Consider the following 22879-nt stretch of genomic DNA (forward strand, 5'->3'; position numbering starts at 1 on the left):
CTTATTTCTCCTCCTGTACGCTGAGTTCTACGCTGTGTCCATCATTCACATGTTTACCAACGAATATTTTGAACTGTCCCGGCTCCACCACCGGCTTGTGATCGAAGCCAATGTACTCCAGCTGCTCCCGGCCAACCTTAAAGCTGACCTCCCGGCTTTCGCCCGGCGTAAGACGGATTTTCTTGAAGCCTTTCAACTCCTTGGCCGGTCTAGTTACTTTGCTGGCTACATCGGACACATACATCTGTACGACCTCTGCGCCGGAAAGATGACCGACATTCGTCACGGTAACGCTAACGACAGCCTCTTCATTCGCCGAAATGACCTCCGGCTCGATTCGCAAATCGGAATAAGCAAACTCGGTGTAGCTAAGACCGTAACCGAATGGGTACAGCGGCTGCGAATCCTCTTCCAAATACCGTTTGCCGCGCGAACGCTTGCCGTTGTAGTAAACCGGAAGCTGTCCGACATGTTTGGGAATCGATATCGTCAGCCGTCCCGACGGATTCACGTCGCCGAACAGCACATCTGCGACCGCATGTCCTCCTTCCTGCCCCGGGTACCAGGCTTCAACGACCGCTTGGACGTTCTCCTCAATCCACGGTTCAGCAATCGGGCGGCCATTAATATAGACGACAACGATCGGCTTGCCCAGCTTATGAATCTCCTGCACCAATTCCAGCTGCACACCGGACAATTGCAGAGAGATACGGTCTATCCCTTCACCGCAGTCCATATCGCTCCAAGCATTCTCGGTGACCTTGGACGCCCCCGTCCGCAAATCAATCGTCCCCTCGCCAAAGTCGCGGGCACTGCTGCTTCCGAGGACCAAAACAACCGTGTCAGCCTGCTCTGCGCAGGACAAGGCATATTCGAAGCCCTCCCTGGAATCCCCCTTGATGCGGCAGCCTGGCGCATATAGCACCCGGTTGGGCTCTCCGGCCAGCTTGCTGCGAATGCCGTCAAGCACGGTAACGATTTTGTCCTTCGGCTGAGGCGACGTGTAATCTCCAAGCTGATTGTACCCGGCATCCGCATTGGGCCCAATAACCGCAATGGTGCCCGAGGTTTTCGAGAGCGGCAGAGTACGGCTTTCATTTTTTAGCAGCACGATGCCTTCCCCGGCGATCTGGCGAGCCAGTTCCTTATGCTTATCGCTGCCGATCACTTCCTCGGCACGCTTCGGATCAGCATACGGATTCTCGAACAAGCCCAACTCAAATTTCAGCGTCAACACCCTGCGCACAGCTCTATCTACCACTTCAACGTCCAGCTTGCCCTCGCGTACCGCCTTCACGAGATACTTTCCGAACATTTCGCCCGACATTTCCATATCAATGCCTGCCTGAATGGCCTGAACGGCGGCATCCATCCCATCCTCCGCCACGTCATGACCGGCAGCGAGCATATCGATCGCACCGCAATCCGTAATGACCATACCGTCAAAACCCCACTCCGACCGAAGCAAATCTTCAAGCAGCACTCGATTCGTCGTGCAAGGAACACCGTCGATTTCATTGTAGGCCGGCATAATAGACTTTGCTCCTGCTTCAACCGCCTTCTTAAACGGCAGCAAGTCCACTTCGAGCAGTTCCCGCATACCTATATGCACAGGCCCGGCATTTCTTCCGCCTTCAGAGCTGCCATACCCGACAAAATGCTTTAAGGTAGCTGCAATCGTATCTTGCCGGTCTAAGGATTCACCTTGCAGCCCTTCTACCGAAGCGACCGCCATTTCACTAATGAGATACGGGTCTTCCCCGAAGCATTCCTCTGTCCGGCCCCAGCGCGGATCGCGAACAACATCCAGCACGGGAGAATAAGTGACCGCGCCGCCTTGGCTTCTTGTCTCCAATGCGACAGCCCGGCACATCTCGCGATAGAGATCCACGTTCCAGGTGCTGCCCATCGATAGCGGTACGGGAAATACCGTCGCGCCGATAGCCATATGGCCGTGAGAGCATTCCTCTCCAATCAGAATCGGGATGCCCAGCCGGGAATTCTCCACCGCATAACGCTGGATTTCATTCACCGCCTCAGCTCCCTCACGGGGAGACAGGCCCGACTCCAGTGTAACCCCTGTCCATGGATCAGCTCGCAGCGTACCGTAGAGTGATCCAATGCCTCCATTCTTCACCTGCTCCTTAAAAGATTCAGCAAAATTGATTTTTCCATCTTTATATTCATAGGCCTGCCAGCCGAAGTTTTGAATCAGCTGTCCTGCCTTCTCTTCCAAAGTCATAAGACCGAGCAAGTGCTCTACCCGTTCTTTCGTTGGTTTACTGCTATCTTTATAAATCATGGCCATTGTCTCCACTCTCTCCTCTACCTAAATGATCTTATTCTTTAACAGCCCCTATAGTCAGACCTTGAATGAAATAACGCTGGAAGAAGGGGTATGCAAAGATAATCGGACCTGTAGCCAGAACAACCATCGCCATACGGGATGTATCCTGAGGCATAGAACGCAGCGCCTCCAGGCTAAGTGAACTATTCTGCGAATTCTGCATAATGAACTGCATGCTTGTCTCAATCCGCATCAGCATCGATTGCAGCGGAACCAGCTTGGGATTGTCGATATAGAGCAAGGCGTTGAACCAGTCATTCCAATAGCCCAGCGTGCTGAACAGTCCGATTGTAGCCAAGCCCGGCAGAGACAGCGGTAATACAAGCTTAAGGAAAATACGGAATTCTCCCGCACCGTCGATTTTGCCTGATTCGAGAATCGCATCCGGAACGCTCGTGCTATAGAAGGTTCGCAGAATCATAATATAGAACGCATTCATCGCCAGTGGTAAAATCAGTGCCCAAATTGTATCTTTAAGGCCCAGCAGCTGCGTCGTGACAATATAGGTCGGAACGAGTCCGCCGTTGAACAGCATGGTGAAAAAAGCAAAGAAGGAGAAGAAATTACGATATCTAAAGCTCTTGCGTGAAATGGCATAAGCATAAAATGCGATAAACAATAGACTAATCATCGTCCCTACAACGGTGACGAATATCGTTACTCCATATGAACGGAGCAGCGTATCTCCGGTCTGGAACACATATTTATAGGCTTCAAAACTCCATTTTGCCGGCCAAAGACGATAGCCGTCCCGCGCCAGCACTCCTTCATCCGTGAAGGAAATAATGACTACAAACAGAAATGGAAACACACACATCAAGGAAAAAACGCCGGCAATCAGATTGAAAACCATGTTCCATGGTTTGGACAATTGATGAAAATCCCGAGTTTTTATAGCACTTTGAGCCATATTGCTTTACGCTCCCTTCCGTAGTTTTAGAACAAGGCGTTGTCCTTATCGAACTTGCGCACGATGTAATTTGAAGTCATGACGAGCGTAAAGCCGACAATTGACTGATAAAGACCAGCTGCGGTACTCATGCCGATTTCGCCAGTCGTCTTAAGACCGCGGTACACATACGTATCGATGACATTCGTCACGGCATACAGGCTTCCGGAGTTTCTCGGCACCTGGTAGAAGAGACCGAAATCCGCATAGAATATTTTGCCGACCGCAAGCAGAGTCATAATTGTAATGATCGGAGCAAGCATCGGCACGGTGATGCGGCGGATTTGCTGCCATTTGCTCGCACCATCGATCATCGCCGCTTCATATAGCGATCTGTCGATGCCCATTATCGCTGCCAGATAGACAACGCTGTTATAGCCGACTGCTTTCCATAAGTAGACGAAAATAATAATGAACGGCCAATATTTCGGATCGGCATACCATTGAATAGGATCCATGCCAAGACCTTTGAATACCTGATTCAGCAGTCCACGCTCGGAGCTCAGGAAGCTGAAAGCAAAATAGCCGACGATAACCCAGGACAAAAAGTACGGAAGGAACATCCCGGTTTGATATAGCTTCGCCAAACGCTTGTTCACAATTTCCGACAGAACGACTGCCAGCATAACCGACAATACGAGTCCGATAAAAATAAATGCCAGATTATACAGCAGCGTGTTGCGCGTAATTACATAAGCATCATTCGTGCTGAACAGAAACTTGAAATTGTCCCATCCGACCCATTTACTGTTGACAATACTCGCCCAGAAGCCGTCTCTATGAAATCGATACTGCTTAAAGGCAATGATGGTGCCGAACATGGGCAAATAGGAGAAGAAGAGAAACCACAATGCACCCGGTAGAACCATAAGCAGCATCACTTTGTTTTTCACGATGTTCTTAAGAAAGCCGCCGATCATTTTCACGCCTACCCCTCCTGTTGATGATTTGAAAAGAAGACCGGGACGTGGCCCTTCCACCGCCCGATCTTCGATTTGTACTTTACTTGTTATTCGCGGCTCTCCACTCGTCGATTTGAGACTGAGCTTCTGCAATGATCTTATCCAGTCCAGCCGCTTTGAACTTCTCGTTCGCTTTCGGCAGGTACTCTTCAGGATCTACCGTACCTGTCATGAGAGATGACCAGAATTCATCCTTGACGTTCTGAACGGCAGCAATTTCATTGACGATATTTGTCGTATCGAAGTTGAAGCCGAGCAGCGGTGCATTTTTACCTGAAGCATTGAACTCCTTGAACTGGTCCCATTTGTCTTCAGGGTCATTCTCGTTCAAATAAGTAATCATGATGTTGCCCAGGGAGAAGGTAGGCATGTCATAGTTTTTCGACTCTTCCAGATTCCGCATGACATTGTCGCCGATTTTCTCATAGTGGACACCTTCGATTCCGGAATCAATCATATTGCGAAGTACAGGATCTGTATTAAGCAGGTTCAAGAATTCCATGGCTTTCTCCGGATATTGCGAGTTCGCGGAAATTGCCTGCATCGATCCCATGACTGACCAGTTGTATACATAGGCGTCCCCAGCTGGTGTCGAAGTTACAGGGTATCCGTAGCTTGCCGACCAAAGATTATCAGCCAGCGGCTGTGTAGCAGAGCGATCCGTGAACCATCTTCCGGATTTGAACAAATCGTCTACCGAGGTTGTAGTCGCCGCTTCTGGGGAAATGTACCCGGCCTGATAATACTTACGCATCGTCTTTAATGTCTCCATCAATTCTTCGGTTTCCAGAATGTTTACGACTTTGTAGTCCGTCGTATCCATGTAAACGGCCATCGGCATTTTCTCAATTACGTAGTCGAATGGCATAAGTGGCATATGGTCACTCACGATCGCATATGGCGTTACGCTAGGCTCATTCTCCTTAATCACCTTCAACAGGGGTTCGAGGCTTTCAAGAGAATTAACACTCGAAATGTCTAAATTGTATTTATCAAGTAAATCTTTGTTGAAACGGTAGACCTCCTGAGCCGGCAACTCCTTGTTGGCAGGAACGGCATAATTATGTCCATCGACCTTGGAACCTTCTAAGAATGCTGGATCAAGGACTTCCTTGATACCTTGTCCATGGGTTTCCAGAAGCTCATCAATTTGCATAAATGCGCCTTTACGGGCGTTTTGCACGTAATCAAAAGCCCAGGAACTCGTGAACAATATGTCCATCGGCTCGCCGGATGCGGCCATGACCTGCATTTTTTGCGTGTAATCCCCAAAATCGATCATTTTCATATTAATTGTCGCGTTAATTTTTTCCTTCGTGTATTTATTGACTTCCTCCATCACTCGGTCAACATCTTTCTGCGGTGAGCCGATGGTATACCAGATTAGCTCAACCGGCTTTTCCGAGCTGCCTCCGACGCCCTCAGCCGCTCCATTTTCATTAGCCTTGCCGCCACCACAAGCACTTAACACTAATGTAAGCGCCATCAAGGATGCGAGTAGCATAGAGAATCTTTTTCTTTGTTTAGCCATTTAAATGAACCTCCCTTTTGTTGTAGCCTCCGAATGGTGCAGCTTGACAACACTACCGTTTCTCCGCGTATCCGAATGATTGGTGCTTCGGCTCCCGCTGGAGATCGTAATCGGATTCCCGTTCGCAGGCTGGCTTTTCGCCTTGATTTCCTTCAAGGACTATCTTAACTTTAGAATATGAAAGCACTTTCAAATAGAAGATAAATTAAATAAATCATGTCGAAAATAAAGAAAAGGGGCTGCTGGCGTCCTTTCCGCTAGCTAAGCCCTTTGAATTCAGTCGGCGATATGCCGACATTTTTTTTGAATTGTTTATAAAAATACCCCGTCTCCCAATACCCGACATTTCGTGCGATGTCCTGCACCTTCATATTCGTCGTCCGAAGCAGTTCCTTTGCTTTCTCGATCCGAAATCGGTTAATGTACTCCGTAAACGTCTCATTGACTTCCTTGTGGAATAATTGTCCCAAATAAACCGGATGGATATTGTACATGGAGCCGAGCACCTTGAGAGACAAATCCTCATTATATGATTCATGGATATGATTGAGCACCTGTTGAACGACCGGACTCTTCACATCACGTTCAAGCAACTCCATCGTCATCGCTGCCGCTTCCTTGATCATTTCCATCAGTTCGGTTACCGTTGCTGTCCTTTGAATTTGTCTAAGGCTTCCCTTATACGGCTCGGACTCTTCAGAGTGGGTAATTTCCTGCAGCAGCATTTTGAAGCGAATCAGCCATTCCATCGCCATCTCCTGCAGCATGTCCGGCGTAATGCCCTCCAAATGCTGCAAATAAGCAAAGTCCCTCTCGATTCTATGAAACAGCGTCTTTGTATCCTTCGCTAAAATCTCTTTCTCATATTCATTCCAATCGATCGGCCAATCCCCGGCACGCGTCTCCTGCTTCCGGCTCGCCAAATCCTCATAATGCAAAATCCGGTCAGCTGACCTAACCATGAAATATTCCTGCGCACGCCTGGCATTCGCGTAGCTTTGAGAGGCATCCTCGATCTCCTCTGCACTGCCAAGCGATACGAGGAGCTTATGGCGGGAGGATAGAAGAAGCCGCAAATCGTCGCTGACTTGTTCCGCATACTCCCTGCATGACGGCATGTCGTCCATATTAAACACCAGCACGATATCGCCATACATGTCCCGAAAAGGAATAACATCAGGAGCCTGAATCAATTGATTCGCCACAGAGTCGAACACTTCCGCGAATGAATGCTCCGCACGTAGGACGGCTACCTGCACAAATAGCTTATCCAGCCGGATGCCCAATAAATCGGCACGTTCCCGGAATTCCTTCGGACTAATCTGATCGCACAACCAGCGATACATCACATTATCCTTCAAAATTCGTATGCTCTGCTCGTTAAGGGCGAGCTCCGATCGGGTCGCATTCAATTTCTGTGCAACTGTTCTCAAAGTAGCCTGGAACTCCTCCAAATTGATCGGTTTTAATAAATAATTCTCGATGCCTAACGCCATGCCTTCCTTCAGATAGTCGAATTCATTATAGCCGCTAAGCACGATCACCTTAAGCTCGGGATGATGGATCCGAACCTGGCGAATCAGATCCAGCCCGTTCATCACCGGCATCGAAATATCCGTAATCAGAATATCGGCCGGTGTCACCTTTATCGCCTCAAGCGCGAGCGCGCCGTTCTCCGCATGGCCTACAATTTCCATGCCCAATTTGGCCCAATCCAGAATATCGTATAGCCCTTCAATGATAAACGGCTCATCATCAACAATAAATACTTTAAACATGCTTCATCCCCCCTCCCCCATCTGGGGAAAACGAACGGTCAATGTGGTGCCCCGTTCCTCTTCACTTTCAATTCCTAGCCCGTATCGCTCGCCATAAAGCAGCTTCAGCCGCTCATGTATGCTGCGAAGCCCGAACGACTCCGCATTCTCGTCCGGATGGTCGAGGCCCATTACGATCTGTTCCAATCGTTCCGGATGGATGCCTTTTCCGTTATCCCTCACCTCAACGACGCAATCCTCACCGTAGGATTGAACAGATATCCCGATATGATTGTCGCTCCGGTCAGGTCTCATGCCATGCAAAATATAATTTTCGATGATCGGCTGCAGTGACATTTTGAATATCGAAATCCCCTCGAACGATTTATCGCAATGGATCGTATAGGCGAATTTATCTTTATATCGTATGCGGAACAGCTCCAGATATAAACGACAGGCCTCCAGTTCGTCTTTTAACGTATAATTGCTTTTTTGCTGAACATAGCTTTTAAAAAGAACCGATAAGCTGTAAATCATCTCCGCAACATCTCCGGCCCCCTGAGATATGGCTCGCATGCGAATAACCTCAAGGGTGTTGTATAGAAAATGGGGATTAACCCTGGCCTCCAATGCGGCAAGCTCCGTACGCTTCTGCTTAATTTCCGCCTTGAGCACCCGGTCGATATACAGGTTCAGCTCGTCAAGCATATCATCGAAGCTCTTGGAAATTTGGCCAAGCTCATCCTCCCGCGAATCCGCGATACGCGCTTTCAGATCTCCCTTCTTCACCTTTCTCGTAAAACGGATGATATTATAGATTCGTTTTGCAAAATTGCCGATAAACAAGGAGGGCGCCACGATAGCCACCAATATGCACATCAAGGCGATCATAATGATCGATTTCCGGACGCCTTCATAGGTAGCTGCTATTTCCTCCTCCGGAACTGCACTAAGCACGGTAAATCCCCCTTGGCTCTGGGTTAGCTTCGTCACCGTCATTCCCTCGTCGATGACGCCGGTATCATATATCGAATGAATTTGCTCCGCATAGGGATACTCCCGGCCATAAAACATATTGGACGTATCGAACAGCACATCGCCATCTGCAGACAGCACCACAATCGTCCCCTTCAGATCATCGCGATAATTCGCCAGGCTGTCCCAAATCTGTCTCCCATCAAAATAAACGAGCAGCTGCCCGATATTCCGCAGCGATTGCTTGTTGTTCACCGGAACGCGAAGTGAAAACATCGGCTCGTCCGGCAAATCAATTACTTTACGTACCCAAATATTCGGGATGGAGACCTGGGCTTCTTCTTCCAAATACATCGCATCCGGCACAAATGAACGGGCGGCGTTTGTCTCGATGATTTTGAACTGCTTATGTTGATTGTAGGCATATAAATGCTGCTGGTCCGCGCTGTACAATATTAAGCTGCGAATGTCCGGGTCATCCTCCATCTTATTGCGGAAAAACTGCACCGCATCGGTCGTCGCCCCAATATCGCTGTAGAATTTATCCAGTCTGAAGCGAACATACTCCTCATAGGGATGCTCCATAAAAAAAGAAGTGTTGTTAGCTAACTCACTATCCCGGTAAACATCGCGCATCATATTTTGTACGGATTCATATTTGCCGCTGATATAATTGCTAACGCTTTCAACCGCCCGCTTTTGAATGTTCATTTGACGCTGCACCGCAGCCTCCGACATGGACAAGAACATCAAATACGAGAATGTTATAATAGTCATAATCATAACGATCGAGAAGAACAGGATCATTTTCATAAACAGGTTGTTCTTGAAATATTTACGGTATATCTTGCCGATGATCATGGTAACCTCCTCAGAATACCGCTTATTATAACATGGCTCTAGCAGATTTCTTTATATTATAGATAATAATGTAGAATTTTGTCGAATAAATAAAAGCCGCTGGCACAAGCGAGCCCAACAGCTTTTACATCTGTTCTATTGATTTCGAAGGTAGCAGAAAATGATTTAAGCCAGAAACGATTTAACATGATTTCATTCCACCGTCAAAATTCGCGGCGATGTCGTTTGTACCGATCTCGAGGCGAACCATGACCCCAGACCTGCAGTCAAAATGCTCAGGGGAATCATCACGGTAATCCCTCCTCCCTTCATAATCAGCGGTACTTCGACAATACCGTAATCCGCCAAAATGATGTTAAGCAGTGGAGGAAGGCCGATGAATCCCAAAGGAACCCCTATCAAGGCCCCGGTCGCCGAAACTACTAAAATTCCAACGGTCACCGACACGCGAATCTGCCTGGAGGTCATGCCGATCGATTTGTAAATGCCGTAAGTTCGGCTCTCCTTCTTCATGTTGATACGGCAGATGCTGTAGATAATAACGAACGTAATTACGATAAACAACAGGGCCATAACCGACATTGGCAAAATCAATATCGTGACGGCCTGAGAGAACACCTCGTCGACGAGCGTCGCCTGGCTTGCCGTCCAAATTGCCCTGCCGTATTTATGATGCAACTCATTCACGAATTCATCGATAGAAACGCCATCCTGCAAATTGATAAAGATCGTATTCATTGTAGCACCATAATCGGGATCAACCTCTCGGATGACATCAGCCGTTATTCGTCCCGTATAGGACATATTCGCAATTGCCTGATAGATTCCCGTCACGGTCAACGTATGCTTCTCTCCGGCGATGTAAATGTCTAGCAAGTCGCCAACCTTTAGGTCCAGGCTGCTGGCTACATTAACGCCGATCGAAATTTCTAAGCTACTTATCGGATTACGGCCTTTCATATTTTCATAGCCGATTTCGTCGTAATTTCCTTCTGCCACCGTCAGCAAAATCCCCAATGTATCCTGCTCCGGCTCGCCCGCCAGTCCCTTGTTGATCGGCAATACGCCATTGGCGTCTCCGTATCGGCTATAATTTTTCACCCGTTGATCCAGCAGCACTTCTTTATGAAACTCTTCATAGCTCAGCTTCGCCGGATTATCGATCCTCACAGATAGGTCGGCTGAATCATACCCCCATTTGGCAATCGTCTCATGGATGGAAGAAATGCTGTAGACGAACAAAAATCCAAACACAAGCACCGCAGTCGACAACGCCGAGATTAGCATAATCAGCGCAGAGCCGCCAGTATTCTTGGTCACGCCTCTTAGCCCGATGATCATTTCCATGGGTAGGGAGTCCAGCTTCAGCAGCTTCTTTCTCCATGCGCTTCCGCGGCTTGATTTTCTTAAGCTATCTTTCTCCGACATGCCGTATCGAATCGCTTGGGCCGGCTCAACGCCACGCGCTTTATAAGAGAACAACAGAGCTGTGAGGAATATTACCGCGATAACGATGACCGCAACTCCCACCCCTATCGCAATCGCCGAAGCATGAACTTTCATTTCCGATCCGCCTGTATACAGATAAGCCATGGAGCGGCTGACGATTTGGTTAGAGAAGAAATAACTGAGTAAAATCCCCGGAATGACCGAGACCATGGCCAGTAGCGTATATTGCATCACATAAGCCGAAATCACTCTGCGGGAGGATAAGCCGACCGACTTGATGATGCCTATCGTTTTGTAGCTCGAAAGAATCCCATCCGAAATCGTAAATCCAAGGGTATGCAGGGCTACCGAGATCATGATGACCGCTAGAAACCCCATGATAAAGCTAATGACTTGATTTGCGATCATATAATAAGAGGAGATGCTTTCATAATCCTTCACGGATTCCAAATAAGGCGTGCCCAGGAATTTCTCGAAGCTTTCCCAATAGGCATGGTTTTGGCTATATTCATCGAAGCGCAATCCGGTCATGTACATATCATTGCCCTGCAGCGATGCCATATGGGTGCTATAATCCTGACCATTCAGCCATATTCTCCCGCTGGTCGCAAACGGCGAGCAATACGAGATATCCACGACTAACGCAGCGACTTGCAGACTGAAGGTTTCTTTATCTGTCTTGAATTCGATCGGATCGCCGACTTCTATATCCTTGGAATAAGCGAGCGATGTTGGAATCCAGACAGTCCCAGGCTTGGGCGCATGCCTCTCCTCCCCTTGCACAAACAGGAGCTGATCAACGGAAAAAGGGCCATTTGGCGTATCCATCATAAACAAGTCGACATTGGGAATTTCCTCTCCCGCATGTGACAGACTGGAAAGATAGCGGTACCGCATCATCTCCGAGGCCGCAACCCCCTGCTGCTCCGCCCACCATTGTTGAACCTGATTCGGGTCGTGTATGCCGTTCTCCAAGCGCAATATTTGATGGGCGCCATGAACCTTCGCATGCATACTCTCATATACCTGATTCGTGTTGTTGATGACGAGAATCGCCGTGGACAGCAGCAGCGCGGAGAGCATAATAATGATCGCCATAAAGCTGTTTTGTACTTTTTTATTATTCAAATTCGACCAGCATAGCTTCCATATCGCATACATCCGTCATCGCCCCTCTCCTGACATAAACATAAAAATCTGGCTTTCTCTTGACTGCCATTGATCGGGAGAGTATTTACCCAGCTCCAGAATTCCGTCGATATTTCCGTCCTTTACTAGAATCAACCGATCCGCTCGGCAAGCTGCCTTAATATCGTGAGTGACCATAACGATCGATTGAGATTTAAGGTTGATCTCGGTCAAAATATCCAAAATGATACTCCCTTGCTCCTGACTGAGCGCCCCTGTCGGCTCATCGGCAAAAATCACTTCAGGCGAATTGATCAACGCCCTGGCGATGGCTGCCCGCTGCTGCTGTCCACCGGATACTTGAGACGGCAAACGATCCGCCTGCTCCGCGATGCCCATCATTTGCAGCAGGCTCATCGCCCGCTTATTGATTTCGCTTTTGTCGCGACCAGCCACATATCCCGGAAAGGCGACATTTTCCACCAAGGTGAAATCGGGAATCAAATTGATGGACTGATAGACGTAGCCGATCTTGTTCGATCGAAAATCTGTGATCTCCTTTTCCGAATAATCGTCAATCCGCTGTCCCTTGAAATATACCTCCCCAGAGGTTAGCGTATCCAGACCGCTCAGCAGGTAGAGCAGCGTTGATTTGCCCGAGCCCGAGCTGCCCATAATGACCGTAAAATCCCCCTCATACAATTCAAGGTTGATGCCTTTGGCCGCATAAAATGGCTCTGTTCCCGTGGAATAGGATTTGCACAAATTAACCGCTTCGATCATAACTTTTTTGGCGTTAGCCGTAATCATGAATATTCCTCCTTAAATAAAATCCTGTTTTATCCCCGATTCCATTGCCTTACATTCGAAGCTTACGGCTGGCCGTTTGTATAAGTCATGGTTCCAGGGCTTTGCTGTTGCGCTCCTGGTAGAGTGGTGCTCAAGGATGATGATAGGTCAAAATAGGTGGGCACATTGCTCTCGCCTGCGATCGCAGTTGAGATGCGCTAAGATGTGTTCGGATACGTTGAGATTGTTGAGATTGTTGAGATTGTTGAGATGCGTTGAGATACAGTGAGATACAGTGAGATGCATTGAGATATAGTGAGATGCGCTGAAGCATATTGAGATATGTTGAGATCACGTTGAAGCACGTTGAGATAATTTAGATAGGTTAAATTAAGGCAGGTCGGAGATAGGTTGAAAATAACCCCCCAAGGCAAGACACATCACCCATTTATCCAGTACTAATTAATGTATAGTAGCTGGATATACATATCCTAACATTCACTACTGTATATTGCAAGATACCTGTTATTATACTAGTCCGAATTTTAAACCCAAAAAGGAGCACCGTTTTCAGTGCCCCTTCAGAAGCTATTTTAAGTGACCACTCTATGACCCCTCTGCTGGCCACAAACGGTCGTTTATCGCAAGGATGACTCAACGATTACTGCTCTCTAAATTCCTGCAAGCCTTCGTTCAAGGAACGGGTCGCGGCATACACCTGCTGATACAGCTTGAACAGCCGCGCATATTTATCGACATTCGCCGCATTCGGCTCGTACGTGGCACGGTAGCCGATGAACTGATCCGCACAGTCCTTCAGGCTGTCGAACCAGCCGCTGCCAACCGCTGCCATCATCGCTGCGCCCATGGCCGGGCCTTGCTCATTGTTCAAGGCAACGACTGGCGTGCCAAAAATATCTGCCTGCATTTGCAGCCATACCGGGTTCTTGGCACCGCCGCCGATTGAGATGATGCGCTCCACGTTAATTCCCGCTTGACGGAACAGCTCCAGAGACTCCGCGAGCGAAAATGTAATACCTTCCATCACCGCACGAGCGAGATGCTCGCGGCGGTGCGTGCCGGATAATCCAATGAAGCTGCCACGGATAACGCTATCCGCATGTGGCGTGCGCTCACCGACCAGGTATGGCGTGAACAGCAGCCCCTCCGCACCTGGCGCTATATCAGCCACGGGCTTTAAAAGCTCGTCAAAGCTCAGCTCCGGCGCGAGCGAATCCTTGAACCAGCTCATGCTATAGCCCGCAGCCAGTGTAACTCCCATCGCATAGAAGGCTCCTGGGTGCGAATGGTTAAAGAAATGCACTTTGCCCGCGAAATCTTTATTTTTATCTTCCTCATACGATAAAATAACACCGGACGTCCCAATGCTGCACAGCGCATCCCCTTGACGTACGATCCCAGCTCCAACAGCTCCGCAAGCATTGTCCGCTCCCCCGCCGAACACCTTCGTGCTCGTGGAGAGCCCGGTCAGTTCCGCGAATTCTGGCAGCAGGGTGCCCGTCTCTTCCGTGCTTCCGACCAGCGGAGGCGCAAAATTACTGGACAGCCCGAACGCCTCCAGAATTTCCTCGCTCCACTTTGCTTCCGGCACGTTCAACATCAGTGTACCGGCGGCATCGGACAGCTCCATGTGTACATTCCCCGTCATGCGGTAACGCAAATAGTCCTTCGGCAGCACGAAGCGGGCCGCTTTAGCAAATAGCTCCGGCTCATTCTCCTGCACCCAGAGGATTTTGGGCAGCGTAAAGCCTTCCAGCGCCGCATTTCTCGTAATGTCCAGCAGCTTGTCACCAAGCTTGGCTTCGATCGCCCGGCATTGCTTCGTCGTGCGGGTATCATTCCACAGAATGGCATGACACAGCACTTCATTCCTGTCGTCCAGCAGCACCAGACCGTGCATTTGGCCCGAGAACGAGATACCTTCAATATCCTCGGCAGCAACCCCGCTGCTCTTCATAAGCTCTTTGAGGCAGGTGATCGTGCCTTTTACCCATTCCTCCGGATCTTGCTCACTGTAGCCCGGGCGCTCGTGAATAAGCGGATAGGCAGCCGTTGCTTCTCCCTTGATCTCTCCGCCTTGGCTCACCAACAGCGTCTTTACCGAACTGGTGCCTAAATCGATACCGACTACGTATTTCATACGTGACTCTCCCTTCACCAAAATTTCGTATAAGTGATCAAAATTGACTTTTTGAACTACTTCTCATATTCAAAAGGGGACGTCTAGCGTCCCCTTTTATGATCCAACTTATTTCGTAGCGAAAATATATTCGTTCAGACGAGCTTTAATCAATTCCAGATGACTGGATTTATTGCGGATCTCGCTGTTTTGCAGTGCGTAAGCTTCCAGCGTCTTAAAGTTGGCTTTACCGGATACGATATCCGCCCCGATTCCGCTCTTGAAGCTGGCATAACGCTCATCCAGCAGGTTGTCGAAGAATTTGTCCTCGATCAGCTTAGCCGCTACTTTAAGCCCTTTGGCGAATGTATCCATACCTGCAATATGGGAGTAGAACAGGTCTTCCGGCTCGAAGGAGCTTCTTCTTACCTTCGCGTCGAAGTTCACGCCGCCGGAGCCAAGTCCGCCGTTCTCCAAGATTTCGTACATAGCCAGCGTAACTGCGTACAGATCTGTCGGGAACTCATCCGTATCCCAGCCAAGCAGCAAGTCGCCTTGGTTGGCATCAATGGAACCCAGCATGTTGTTGAGGCGTGCTACACGCAGCTCATGCTCGAACGTATGACCAGCCAGTGTTGCATGGTTTGCTTCCAGGTTCAGCTTGAAGTGGTCTTGCAAACCGTACTTCTGCAGGAATGCGATCGTTGTAGCCGCATCGAAGTCATATTGATGCTTGGAAGGCTCTTTCGGCTTAGGCTCGATCAGGAATTGGCCTGTGTAGCCGATTTCCTTCGCATAATCCAGAGCCATTTGGAAGAATCTTGCCAGGTTGTCAAGCTCAAGACCCATATCCGTATTCAATAGAGACTCGTAGCCTTCACGGCCGCCCCAGAATACATAGTTTTCAGAACCAAGCTCAAGACCTGTTTCCAAACCTTTCTTCACTTGTGCGGCAGCATAAGCGAATACGTCAGCATTAGATGTTGTCGCAGCCCCGTGAACAAAACGCGGGTTGGAGAACATGTTCGCCGTGTTCCAAAGCAATTTAACGCCGGTAGCCTTCATACCTTCTTTAATCTTAGCAACGATTACGTCCAAATTCTCGTTCGTCTCTTTCAAGGTTGCGCCTTCAGGAGCGATGTCGCGGTCATGGAATGCGAAGTAAGGAGCGCCGAGCTTCTCCAGGAATTCGAAGTTTACTTCCACGCGATCCTTCGCCAGGTCAAGACCTGTACGAGTCTCCCATGGACGAATCATAGTAGCTTGACCGAACGGGTCGCTTCCGTCCATCGTGAGGGTGTGCCAGTAAGCAACTGCAAAACGCAGATGCTCTTTCATCGATTTGCCAAGAACAACCTCGTTCTCGTTATAATGTTTGAATGCCAGTGGATTGTTAGAGCCTGAACCTTCGTACTGGATTTTGTTAATGTTCTTAAAATAACTCATAAATGAAATCCTCCTAGTCTGAATTGGATTTGCTTGTAGTAAGTAAGCCTTTACATCATGATGATTATTAGTAGCATGACCCCACTTTATGCGAGGCATGCTGCTGGATACATTTATCCTAACACGGCCGACTTAGTTTGTCTAGTAAACTAACTAAGTTATTGATTTAGCATAACCGTTATGTGTATGATGTAGTTATCTTTTATGTAGAATCGAGGGTATTTATCATGAAAATTACGGGCGATCAGCAACTGATCAAGAAAATGAACAAGACGCTCGTTCTCGATACAATCCGCCAGCGGCAGCCCTTGTCCCGTGCCGATATCGCCGCTACACTTGGCTTGAATAAAGCCACCGTGTCCTCCCTGGTATCCGAGCTGATTGAGAGCCAGCTTGTGACCGAGATTGGGCCGGGCGAGTCTAGCGGAGGACGAAAACCTACGCTGCTGCTGTTCAATGGGGGGGCCGGATATGCAATCGGGGTAGATATCCGTGTCAACGATCTTTTTGCGTTGCTCGTGGACTTGGAGGGCAATGTCATTCGGGAAAGAACGGTGCCCCTGAATGACTTGTCGCCTGACCATGCGCTGGACCAAATCCGTAAAATGATCATCTGGCTCAGCAAAAGAGCCCCCGACTCGCCTTATGGCATCGTTGGTGTCGGGATCGGTGTTCCGGGATTGGTCAATGAGAAAAGCCAAATTGTCTCCGCCCCAAACCTGGGCTGGAACAATGTATCGTTGCACAATCTGCTAGCGTCTGATTTCGGAGAGAATATCCATATAGATAATGAAGCCAACGCAGGGGCAATTGGCGAGAGATTATACGGTGCTGGGCGCGATGCGGCTAATTTGATTTACCTGAGCATCGGCGTCGGGATCGGCTCCGGTATGATTGTTGGCGGGGAGTTGTATCGCGGCATTTCCAATTTTTCCGGGGAAGTGGGGCATATGACGGTAACCGAGAACGGCCCACTTTGCCGCTGCGGTAATCGCGGCTGCTGGGAGACGCTCGCCTCGGAGAAAGCCCTGCTCGACCGGGCGGCCCAGCGTTGGAAGCATAGCTCGGCCGCATCCGAGGAGGAAGGGCTCGCCCGACTGCTGAACATGGCCCGGAAAGGGGATTCCGATGCGCTTGCCCTGCTGCAAGAAACGGGAAACCATCTCGGCGTCGGCCTAGCTAACCTGGTGAATATTCTGAATCCTGAGTTAATCGTCATCGGCAACCGCCTCTCGATGGCCGGAGACCTGCTTCAGGAGCCGATGCTGCATACGCTGGAGAGCCGCAGCTTGTCCTATCACATGAAGAAGACGCAGGTCGCCTTTGCCGAGCTGGGCATCCGCAGCACCGCTCTCGGCGCGGCCTCTATGCCGATTACTGCCTTTCTGGCTGACCCAGATGTCACATCGCTGAAAGCACAGTCTTAAATGCAAAGCGCCCTGACCGCGGCCTGTACCCCGGTCAGGGCGTCTGTTTGATCATTCCGAAGCACGATATTTTCGCAAATACAACAGTAAGCCAGACCCTTAAGCTCTAACGGTTGCCATTGTCGTTAATCCACTTGTTTTTCACGTTTTGAGAATCTAACGGTTGTATATGTTGTTGTTCTAACGTTTTTAATATGTTGCAATGAATTCGGTACAAATAACGTTGATTACAACCGTTAGGACATCGAGGTGCTCGTTTTCAACGGATTAGCAGCCTTAGCAACCGTTAGAAACTCGGAAAGACTTCCCCCCTTGGTTTAACTGATGAATTCTTGTCGAGCATTTTATTGTGATTAGCAACGATCGATATTTTCGCAAATAAGCCTAATCCACAAAAATCACTACAATTACAATGCATCTCATCCCTAATATGAACAATATCCCAATTATGAACAATCACTATATCAGTAAAATTAATCGGTCATAGGCTGTAACCTTTTCATTTACTCACCAATCTAATTCTATAGAGGGCCCTCAAAAGGAGTTGAAATTGTTGCAGCAAGATATGGTACTGGACGTCCAGCGAGCACAGCAAGGTGACCGAGAAGCGTTCATCCGGTTATTCCGGATGCTAGAGCCTCAGTTGTACAGCTTGGCCAAGTCCATTGTCAGACGTGACGAAGACTGTGCGGACGCATTTCAGGAAACAACGCTTAAAGCGTACAAAGGCTTAGCCACATTACAACAGCCAAAATATTTTAAAACCTGGGTCATCCGGATTCTGATCAATGAATGCAATCAGTTGTTGCGTATTCGTAGTAAGACATTAGTTATGGCGGAACTGCCGGAAGCGGAGCCTCCGTTCCATTACTACGAGGACAGCAGCAAGCTGGATCTGCATGAGGCCGTGGACAATCTGGACGAGTCATTGCGCATCGTCATCCATTTGTTTTATTTTCAAGACTTGTCAATTAAACAAATCTCGAGTGTGCTGGACATTTCCCAAGGAGCCGTCCGAACGCGTCTGCACCGGGCTCGCGGGATATTAGCCGATGAAATAAAGCGGAAGCAGGAGGGGAAGCTGACTTATGAAAATATATGATCTCGATAAAAAGCTTCGGGAAATCGGCAGAGAAGAACTAAACCAAGTACCGGAGATCATTCGTCAACGTCAGGATCAAGTTTACGCTTCCCTGCCCCATCATCCGGTAGAGAACAAAACCGGGCATAACATTCGCAGCCGCATCATGCGCAAATTTTGGGCCGCTACAGCCGCTGCCGTCATCCTTGTCTTTATCGGGGGACTCAGCGGTGTAATGATGTCCCCAGCGTTGGCAAATTCATTGAAAAGCCTGCCGCTCATCAGCAATATCTTTAAACTGGTTGACGATTTGGGACTACAAACAGCAGAGGAGCAAGGACTGGTTGAGGAAACAAAAGCCAGTGTGACCCATGAAGGAGTTACTCTACATGTGCCCCAGGTGATCTTTGACGGACTTCGCCTATCTCTGGCGGTTCAGCGAGAAGGAGATCATTTTCCCAGCGCTATTCTGGATTCCGAGGTCGTCGGAGAAGGCGTGAATGCGGAAGTGATCCACCAAAGAGGCGAAATCAAAGATTTCAAAATGTTCATCAACGGAAAACCTACCCACGAATATAAGGGAAACCAACGCATCGGTTTGAGCGGGCTACCGACAGAAGATCCTCATTCAGCGATTTTCCGGTTAACTGCCCATTCCGGTCCGGGGGAATCGGCATATTCTCTGCCAGATCAATTTACACTGACAGCTCAATTTTGGCTGGAGGGTACCAAGGAGCCATTTGTATTCGAGCTGCCTGTTCGCAAGCAGACGAAGACAACGAGTTTCTCCCCTAAAGAAGTGAGAAGCTGGAGAAATGTTACCGTCACACTGGACGAAATTCAATTTACCCCCCTGACAACGAAGGTGATTTTAAATCTAGAGCCAGAGGATGGATCGAGAGAAGCTTATCAGAACTTAATATTCGAGCTATGGGATGGGCAAGGAAATCCCGTGAATTTTGTCGGTGGCATGGGTGCACTCGGTGAAGCTGGAGAAAGCCGGAGTGAACTGTTATTTGACCGCTTCAAGGAAGCTCCAAGTACAGTAACGCTGAAAGCATTTCTCCCGGAAATGGTCGACCCTTCGGCCGAATCGGGTCTGTTCAAGCTCGATCAGAATGGAGAACTGGTCAAACAATACCTGAAAGAACTTGAAATGAGCGTACAAGTAAATCAGAACGATATAGAGAAACTGTACAACCTGTCCAAATAATAAAAATATGCATGGAGGAGTTTAATATGAAAAAGGTATACAAAGTGATGACAACAGCCGCTTTAGCAAGTTTGATTTTGGGTGGAGCGGCTTTGGGAACAGCGACAGCGAATGTATCAAATCCAACCCTTCCTGCTCCTAAGAGCGTAGCGGCACAAACGTCGGCGCAAAATCCTAGTGTAACCCACAACGGCATTACGCTGAGCGTAAGTAAGGCATTGTATGACGGCAACTATATCGGTATTACCGTAAATCGAAGCGGCGGGGGATTGACTTCAGGAATAACCGAAGGAAATTTTGATGCACAGGCCGAGGATTATGCATTTGCAAAAGGAGCCATTAAGGATATTCAAATTTTTATGAATGGCAAAAACATTTATGACATGGGCGATGGAAAGCTGCATAAAAGGCCTAGCCTCGGTTGGGCACAAGGCTCCAACCCGGATGTAGCGGAAATTAAAATTGTCGATCCAACCTGGCTGGGAGATCATCTCAACGAGCTCGCCTTTTCAAATCAATTCAAGCTTACCGTCAAGATTACGCTGGAAGGTGTAGACAAACCTTATACATTAGAAATGCCGATGCAGCAAAGCGTAGAGAAAGCAACGGCCTTGAAGCCAAATATGACCAAAAAACACGGAAACCTAAGCGTCACCTTGAGCAAGCTTAATCTGACCTCGGATTCTTCCCGTATTCAATTGATTGAGAAAGGCTTAGACAAAGATAAGCATTCGGGCATCATTTATGAGTTTGTAGATGACGAAGGTAATATTATTGAACAAATTTCCGGCTTTGGAACAAACGACAACAACAATAATGGGCATTGGTACCACAATTTCGTGATCGATGCCCTGAGTAAAAACACCGAGTCGATCACGGTCAAAGCTTTTACTCCTGAAATGGAAACGCCAGGAGCAACATCAGGCAGCTTTAAGCGAGATGAAAACGGCAATTTGATAAAAAATTATATTAAAAATCTCGAAATGACTGTGAAGGTGAAAAAGTAACTTCTATCCATAATTATTATCTTTAGCTGCACAAATGCCCGTTGTCACTTTAACCGTGATAACGGGCATTTGCTTTGCCTTTTTCTATAAACCGCTACCCTTTCACTGCCCCACCTACGATCCCCTCTACGATTTGCTTCTGCATGGCGATAAAGAATACAAACACAGGAGCAAGGGTAATGACGGTCATCGTCATGAACATCGGCCAGTTAACCGCGAATTCTCCCTTAGCTTTGTAGATCTCCAGAACGAGCGTTGTATTCTCCCGGGAGCTTAGGAACAGCATCGGGGACAGGAAATCGTTCCAAATCCACATCGTCTGCAGCACGGCACAGGTGACCGTAATCGGCTGCAGCAGGGGCAGGATAATCTTCCAGAATATGCCCCAGATCGAGCAGCCATCGATAATGGCCGCCTCCGACAAATCCTTCGGAATGGTCTTCATATACCCCAGGATCAGGAAGAAGACAAACACCGAGCCCCCTAAATACATCGTCGTTAATCCATACAGCTTATCCACCAGCTTCAAGTTGGTCATCAACTGGAACAGCGGCACGAGCAGCGTCTGAAACGGAACCATGAACCCAAGCAACAGGTATCCCATAATGACCCGGTTTACGCGAGTCCGGTTATACACGATCGGATACGCTGCCATGGCTCCGATCAGCACCATCAGGATAACGGCCGTTACGGTCAGAAACAAGCTGTTGCCGAAGCTGCGCAGTATTGGCGTCTCCTCAAAGACCCTGGCATAATTCGAGAAGTTCCAGCTTGAAGGCAAGCTGATTGGTTTCGTCGCTGTCTCGAGCTCACTTTTAAACGTGTTGACGATAATAATGTAAAAAGGGAAAAAGGTGAGCAGTCCGAAAGGAAGCATAAGAACATCCAGTATCCATAATTTCCGTTTGGATCCTATCATTGCATGCGCTCCTCCCTTTTCTGCATCAGGCTGAATTGGACGAAGCCAATCACTAGAACGATAAGGAAGAAGATGACCGAAATCGCCGACGCGAGCCCGAACTGAGCCTCGGAAATCCCCCGCAGCACGATCACCTGCGTAATCGTATGCGTCTCAAATCCAGGTCCCCCGTTCGTCAAAGCAAACGGAATCTCATAAACCTTCAAGCCGTTCGTGATTAAGAGCAGCACGCTCACCGTCATCGCCGGAGCCAGCAGCGGAATAGTAATGTAGCGGATCTGCTGCCACTTGCTGGCGCCGTCGATCGCCGCTGCCTCGAAGAAGTCCTTGGATATCGACTGCAGGAAGGCCAGATAAATGACCGCATGCCATCCGGTCGTGGCCCACACAGCGACGACTATCGTCGATATCTTGGCCAGCACAGGATCGGATAACCAGGGCTGGGCCGACATCCCGAACGATTCGCGCAGGAATGTGTTTAGTATCCCTGACGGGATCGGCGCGAAGATAAAACCCCAGATAAAGGCTAGCAGCAGGCCGCTCGGGATGGACGGGAAGAAAAAGACCGCCCGCAGCACATTTTTGCTGAAAAAATTCTGATCCAGAATCAGCGCTAGCGGAATCGCAAGTAAGGTAACCAGCACCGTTGTTGCGAGCGCAAACAATATTGTAAATGAAATTCCCGATACGATCGCGTTGTCGGCGAACAAGCGCACATAATTTTTCAAACCGATAAAGTCGTAGTTCTTGGAATACCCGTTAAAATTAGTCAGGCTAAGCATAAATGAGCGAATTAACGGGTAAATCGTAAACAACGTATAGATGATCAGAATCGGAATCAGAAATACCTGGTATTGGAGCTGTCGCATAAATTTACCCAAGGTTGATCTTCCTTTCA

Annotated in this window: 16 protein-coding genes; 4 read left to right on the top strand and 12 right to left on the bottom strand. The window is 48.6% G+C overall.

Annotation, left to right across the window (positions count from 1 at the left end; all coding sequences use genetic code 11):
- Position 1: 1 nt before the first annotated feature.
- The 10 genes from EIM92_RS02565 to xylA form a co-directional block, all read right to left on the bottom strand.
- Positions 2–2302, bottom strand: a complete 2301-nt coding sequence (locus EIM92_RS02565; RefSeq protein WP_125081339.1) for a glycoside hydrolase family 3 N-terminal domain-containing protein — start codon at positions 2300–2302, stop codon at positions 2–4.
- 37 nt (positions 2303–2339) lie between these two features.
- The gene (locus EIM92_RS02570) at positions 2340–3257 is read right to left on the bottom strand and encodes a carbohydrate ABC transporter permease (protein ID WP_125081340.1); all 918 of its coding nucleotides are present in this window, start codon (positions 3255–3257) and stop codon (positions 2340–2342) included.
- Between the two features lie 26 nt (positions 3258–3283).
- On the bottom strand, positions 3284–4216 hold the full coding sequence (locus EIM92_RS02575; RefSeq protein ID WP_125084977.1) for an ABC transporter permease: 933 nt from the start codon (positions 4214–4216) through the stop codon (positions 3284–3286).
- An 82-nt stretch (positions 4217–4298) separates the two neighbouring features.
- On the bottom strand, positions 4299–5789 hold the full coding sequence (locus EIM92_RS02580; RefSeq protein ID WP_125081341.1) for an ABC transporter substrate-binding protein: 1491 nt from the start codon (positions 5787–5789) through the stop codon (positions 4299–4301).
- Positions 5790–6046: 257 nt separating this feature from the next.
- On the bottom strand, positions 6047–7567 hold the full coding sequence (locus EIM92_RS02585; protein ID WP_125081342.1) for a response regulator transcription factor: 1521 nt from the start codon (positions 7565–7567) through the stop codon (positions 6047–6049).
- A 3-nt stretch (positions 7568–7570) separates the two neighbouring features.
- Positions 7571–9382 (bottom strand): cache domain-containing sensor histidine kinase, encoded by a 1812-nt coding sequence (locus tag EIM92_RS02590; RefSeq protein WP_125081343.1) that lies wholly within the window; start codon positions 9380–9382, stop codon positions 7571–7573.
- A gap of 192 nt (positions 9383–9574) precedes the next feature.
- Positions 9575–11992: an ABC transporter permease gene (locus EIM92_RS02595; protein WP_125081344.1), complete on the bottom strand. Its 2418-nt coding sequence runs from the start codon at positions 11990–11992 to the stop codon at positions 9575–9577.
- A 3-nt stretch (positions 11993–11995) separates the two neighbouring features.
- Positions 11996–12769: an ABC transporter ATP-binding protein gene (locus EIM92_RS02600; RefSeq protein WP_125081345.1), complete on the bottom strand. Its 774-nt coding sequence runs from the start codon at positions 12767–12769 to the stop codon at positions 11996–11998.
- A 640-nt stretch (positions 12770–13409) separates the two neighbouring features.
- Entirely contained in the window at positions 13410–14909 is a 1500-nt protein-coding gene (gene xylB, locus EIM92_RS02605; RefSeq protein ID WP_125081346.1) for a xylulokinase, read from the bottom strand.
- Positions 14910–15017: 108 nt separating this feature from the next.
- The gene (xylA, locus tag EIM92_RS02610) at positions 15018–16334 is read right to left on the bottom strand and encodes a xylose isomerase (RefSeq protein ID WP_125081347.1); all 1317 of its coding nucleotides are present in this window, start codon (positions 16332–16334) and stop codon (positions 15018–15020) included.
- Positions 16335–16561: 227 nt separating this feature from the next.
- On the opposite strand from xylA, the gene EIM92_RS02615 reads away from it, so the two are divergent.
- From EIM92_RS02615 to EIM92_RS02630, 4 genes are all read left to right on the top strand, one after another.
- Positions 16562–17761, top strand: coding sequence for an ROK family transcriptional regulator (locus tag EIM92_RS02615; protein WP_125081348.1), 1200 nt, complete (start codon positions 16562–16564; stop codon positions 17759–17761).
- 553 nt (positions 17762–18314) lie between these two features.
- Positions 18315–18863: a sigma-70 family RNA polymerase sigma factor gene (locus EIM92_RS02620; protein WP_125081349.1), complete on the top strand. Its 549-nt coding sequence runs from the start codon at positions 18315–18317 to the stop codon at positions 18861–18863.
- Entirely contained in the window at positions 18850–20055 is a 1206-nt protein-coding gene (locus EIM92_RS02625; protein ID WP_125081350.1) for a DUF4179 domain-containing protein, read from the top strand. Before EIM92_RS02620 ends, EIM92_RS02625 begins: the two co-directional genes overlap by 14 nt.
- A gap of 26 nt (positions 20056–20081) precedes the next feature.
- Positions 20082–21062: a DUF4179 domain-containing protein gene (locus EIM92_RS02630; protein WP_125081351.1), complete on the top strand. Its 981-nt coding sequence runs from the start codon at positions 20082–20084 to the stop codon at positions 21060–21062.
- A 94-nt stretch (positions 21063–21156) separates the two neighbouring features.
- Here the strand turns inward: EIM92_RS02630 and EIM92_RS02635 are convergent, their stop codons facing one another.
- Both EIM92_RS02635 and EIM92_RS02640 read right to left on the bottom strand, forming a co-directional pair.
- On the bottom strand, positions 21157–21981 hold the full coding sequence (locus EIM92_RS02635; RefSeq protein WP_125081352.1) for a carbohydrate ABC transporter permease: 825 nt from the start codon (positions 21979–21981) through the stop codon (positions 21157–21159).
- Positions 21978–22862 (bottom strand): carbohydrate ABC transporter permease, encoded by an 885-nt coding sequence (locus EIM92_RS02640; RefSeq protein ID WP_125081353.1) that lies wholly within the window; start codon positions 22860–22862, stop codon positions 21978–21980. The genes EIM92_RS02635 and EIM92_RS02640 overlap by 4 nt, the downstream gene beginning before the upstream one ends.
- Between the last annotated feature and the right edge of the window lie 17 nt (positions 22863–22879).

The organism is Paenibacillus lentus (genome assembly GCF_003931855.1).
In the GTDB taxonomy this organism is placed as follows: Bacteria; Bacillota; Bacilli; order Paenibacillales; family Paenibacillaceae; genus Fontibacillus; species Fontibacillus lentus.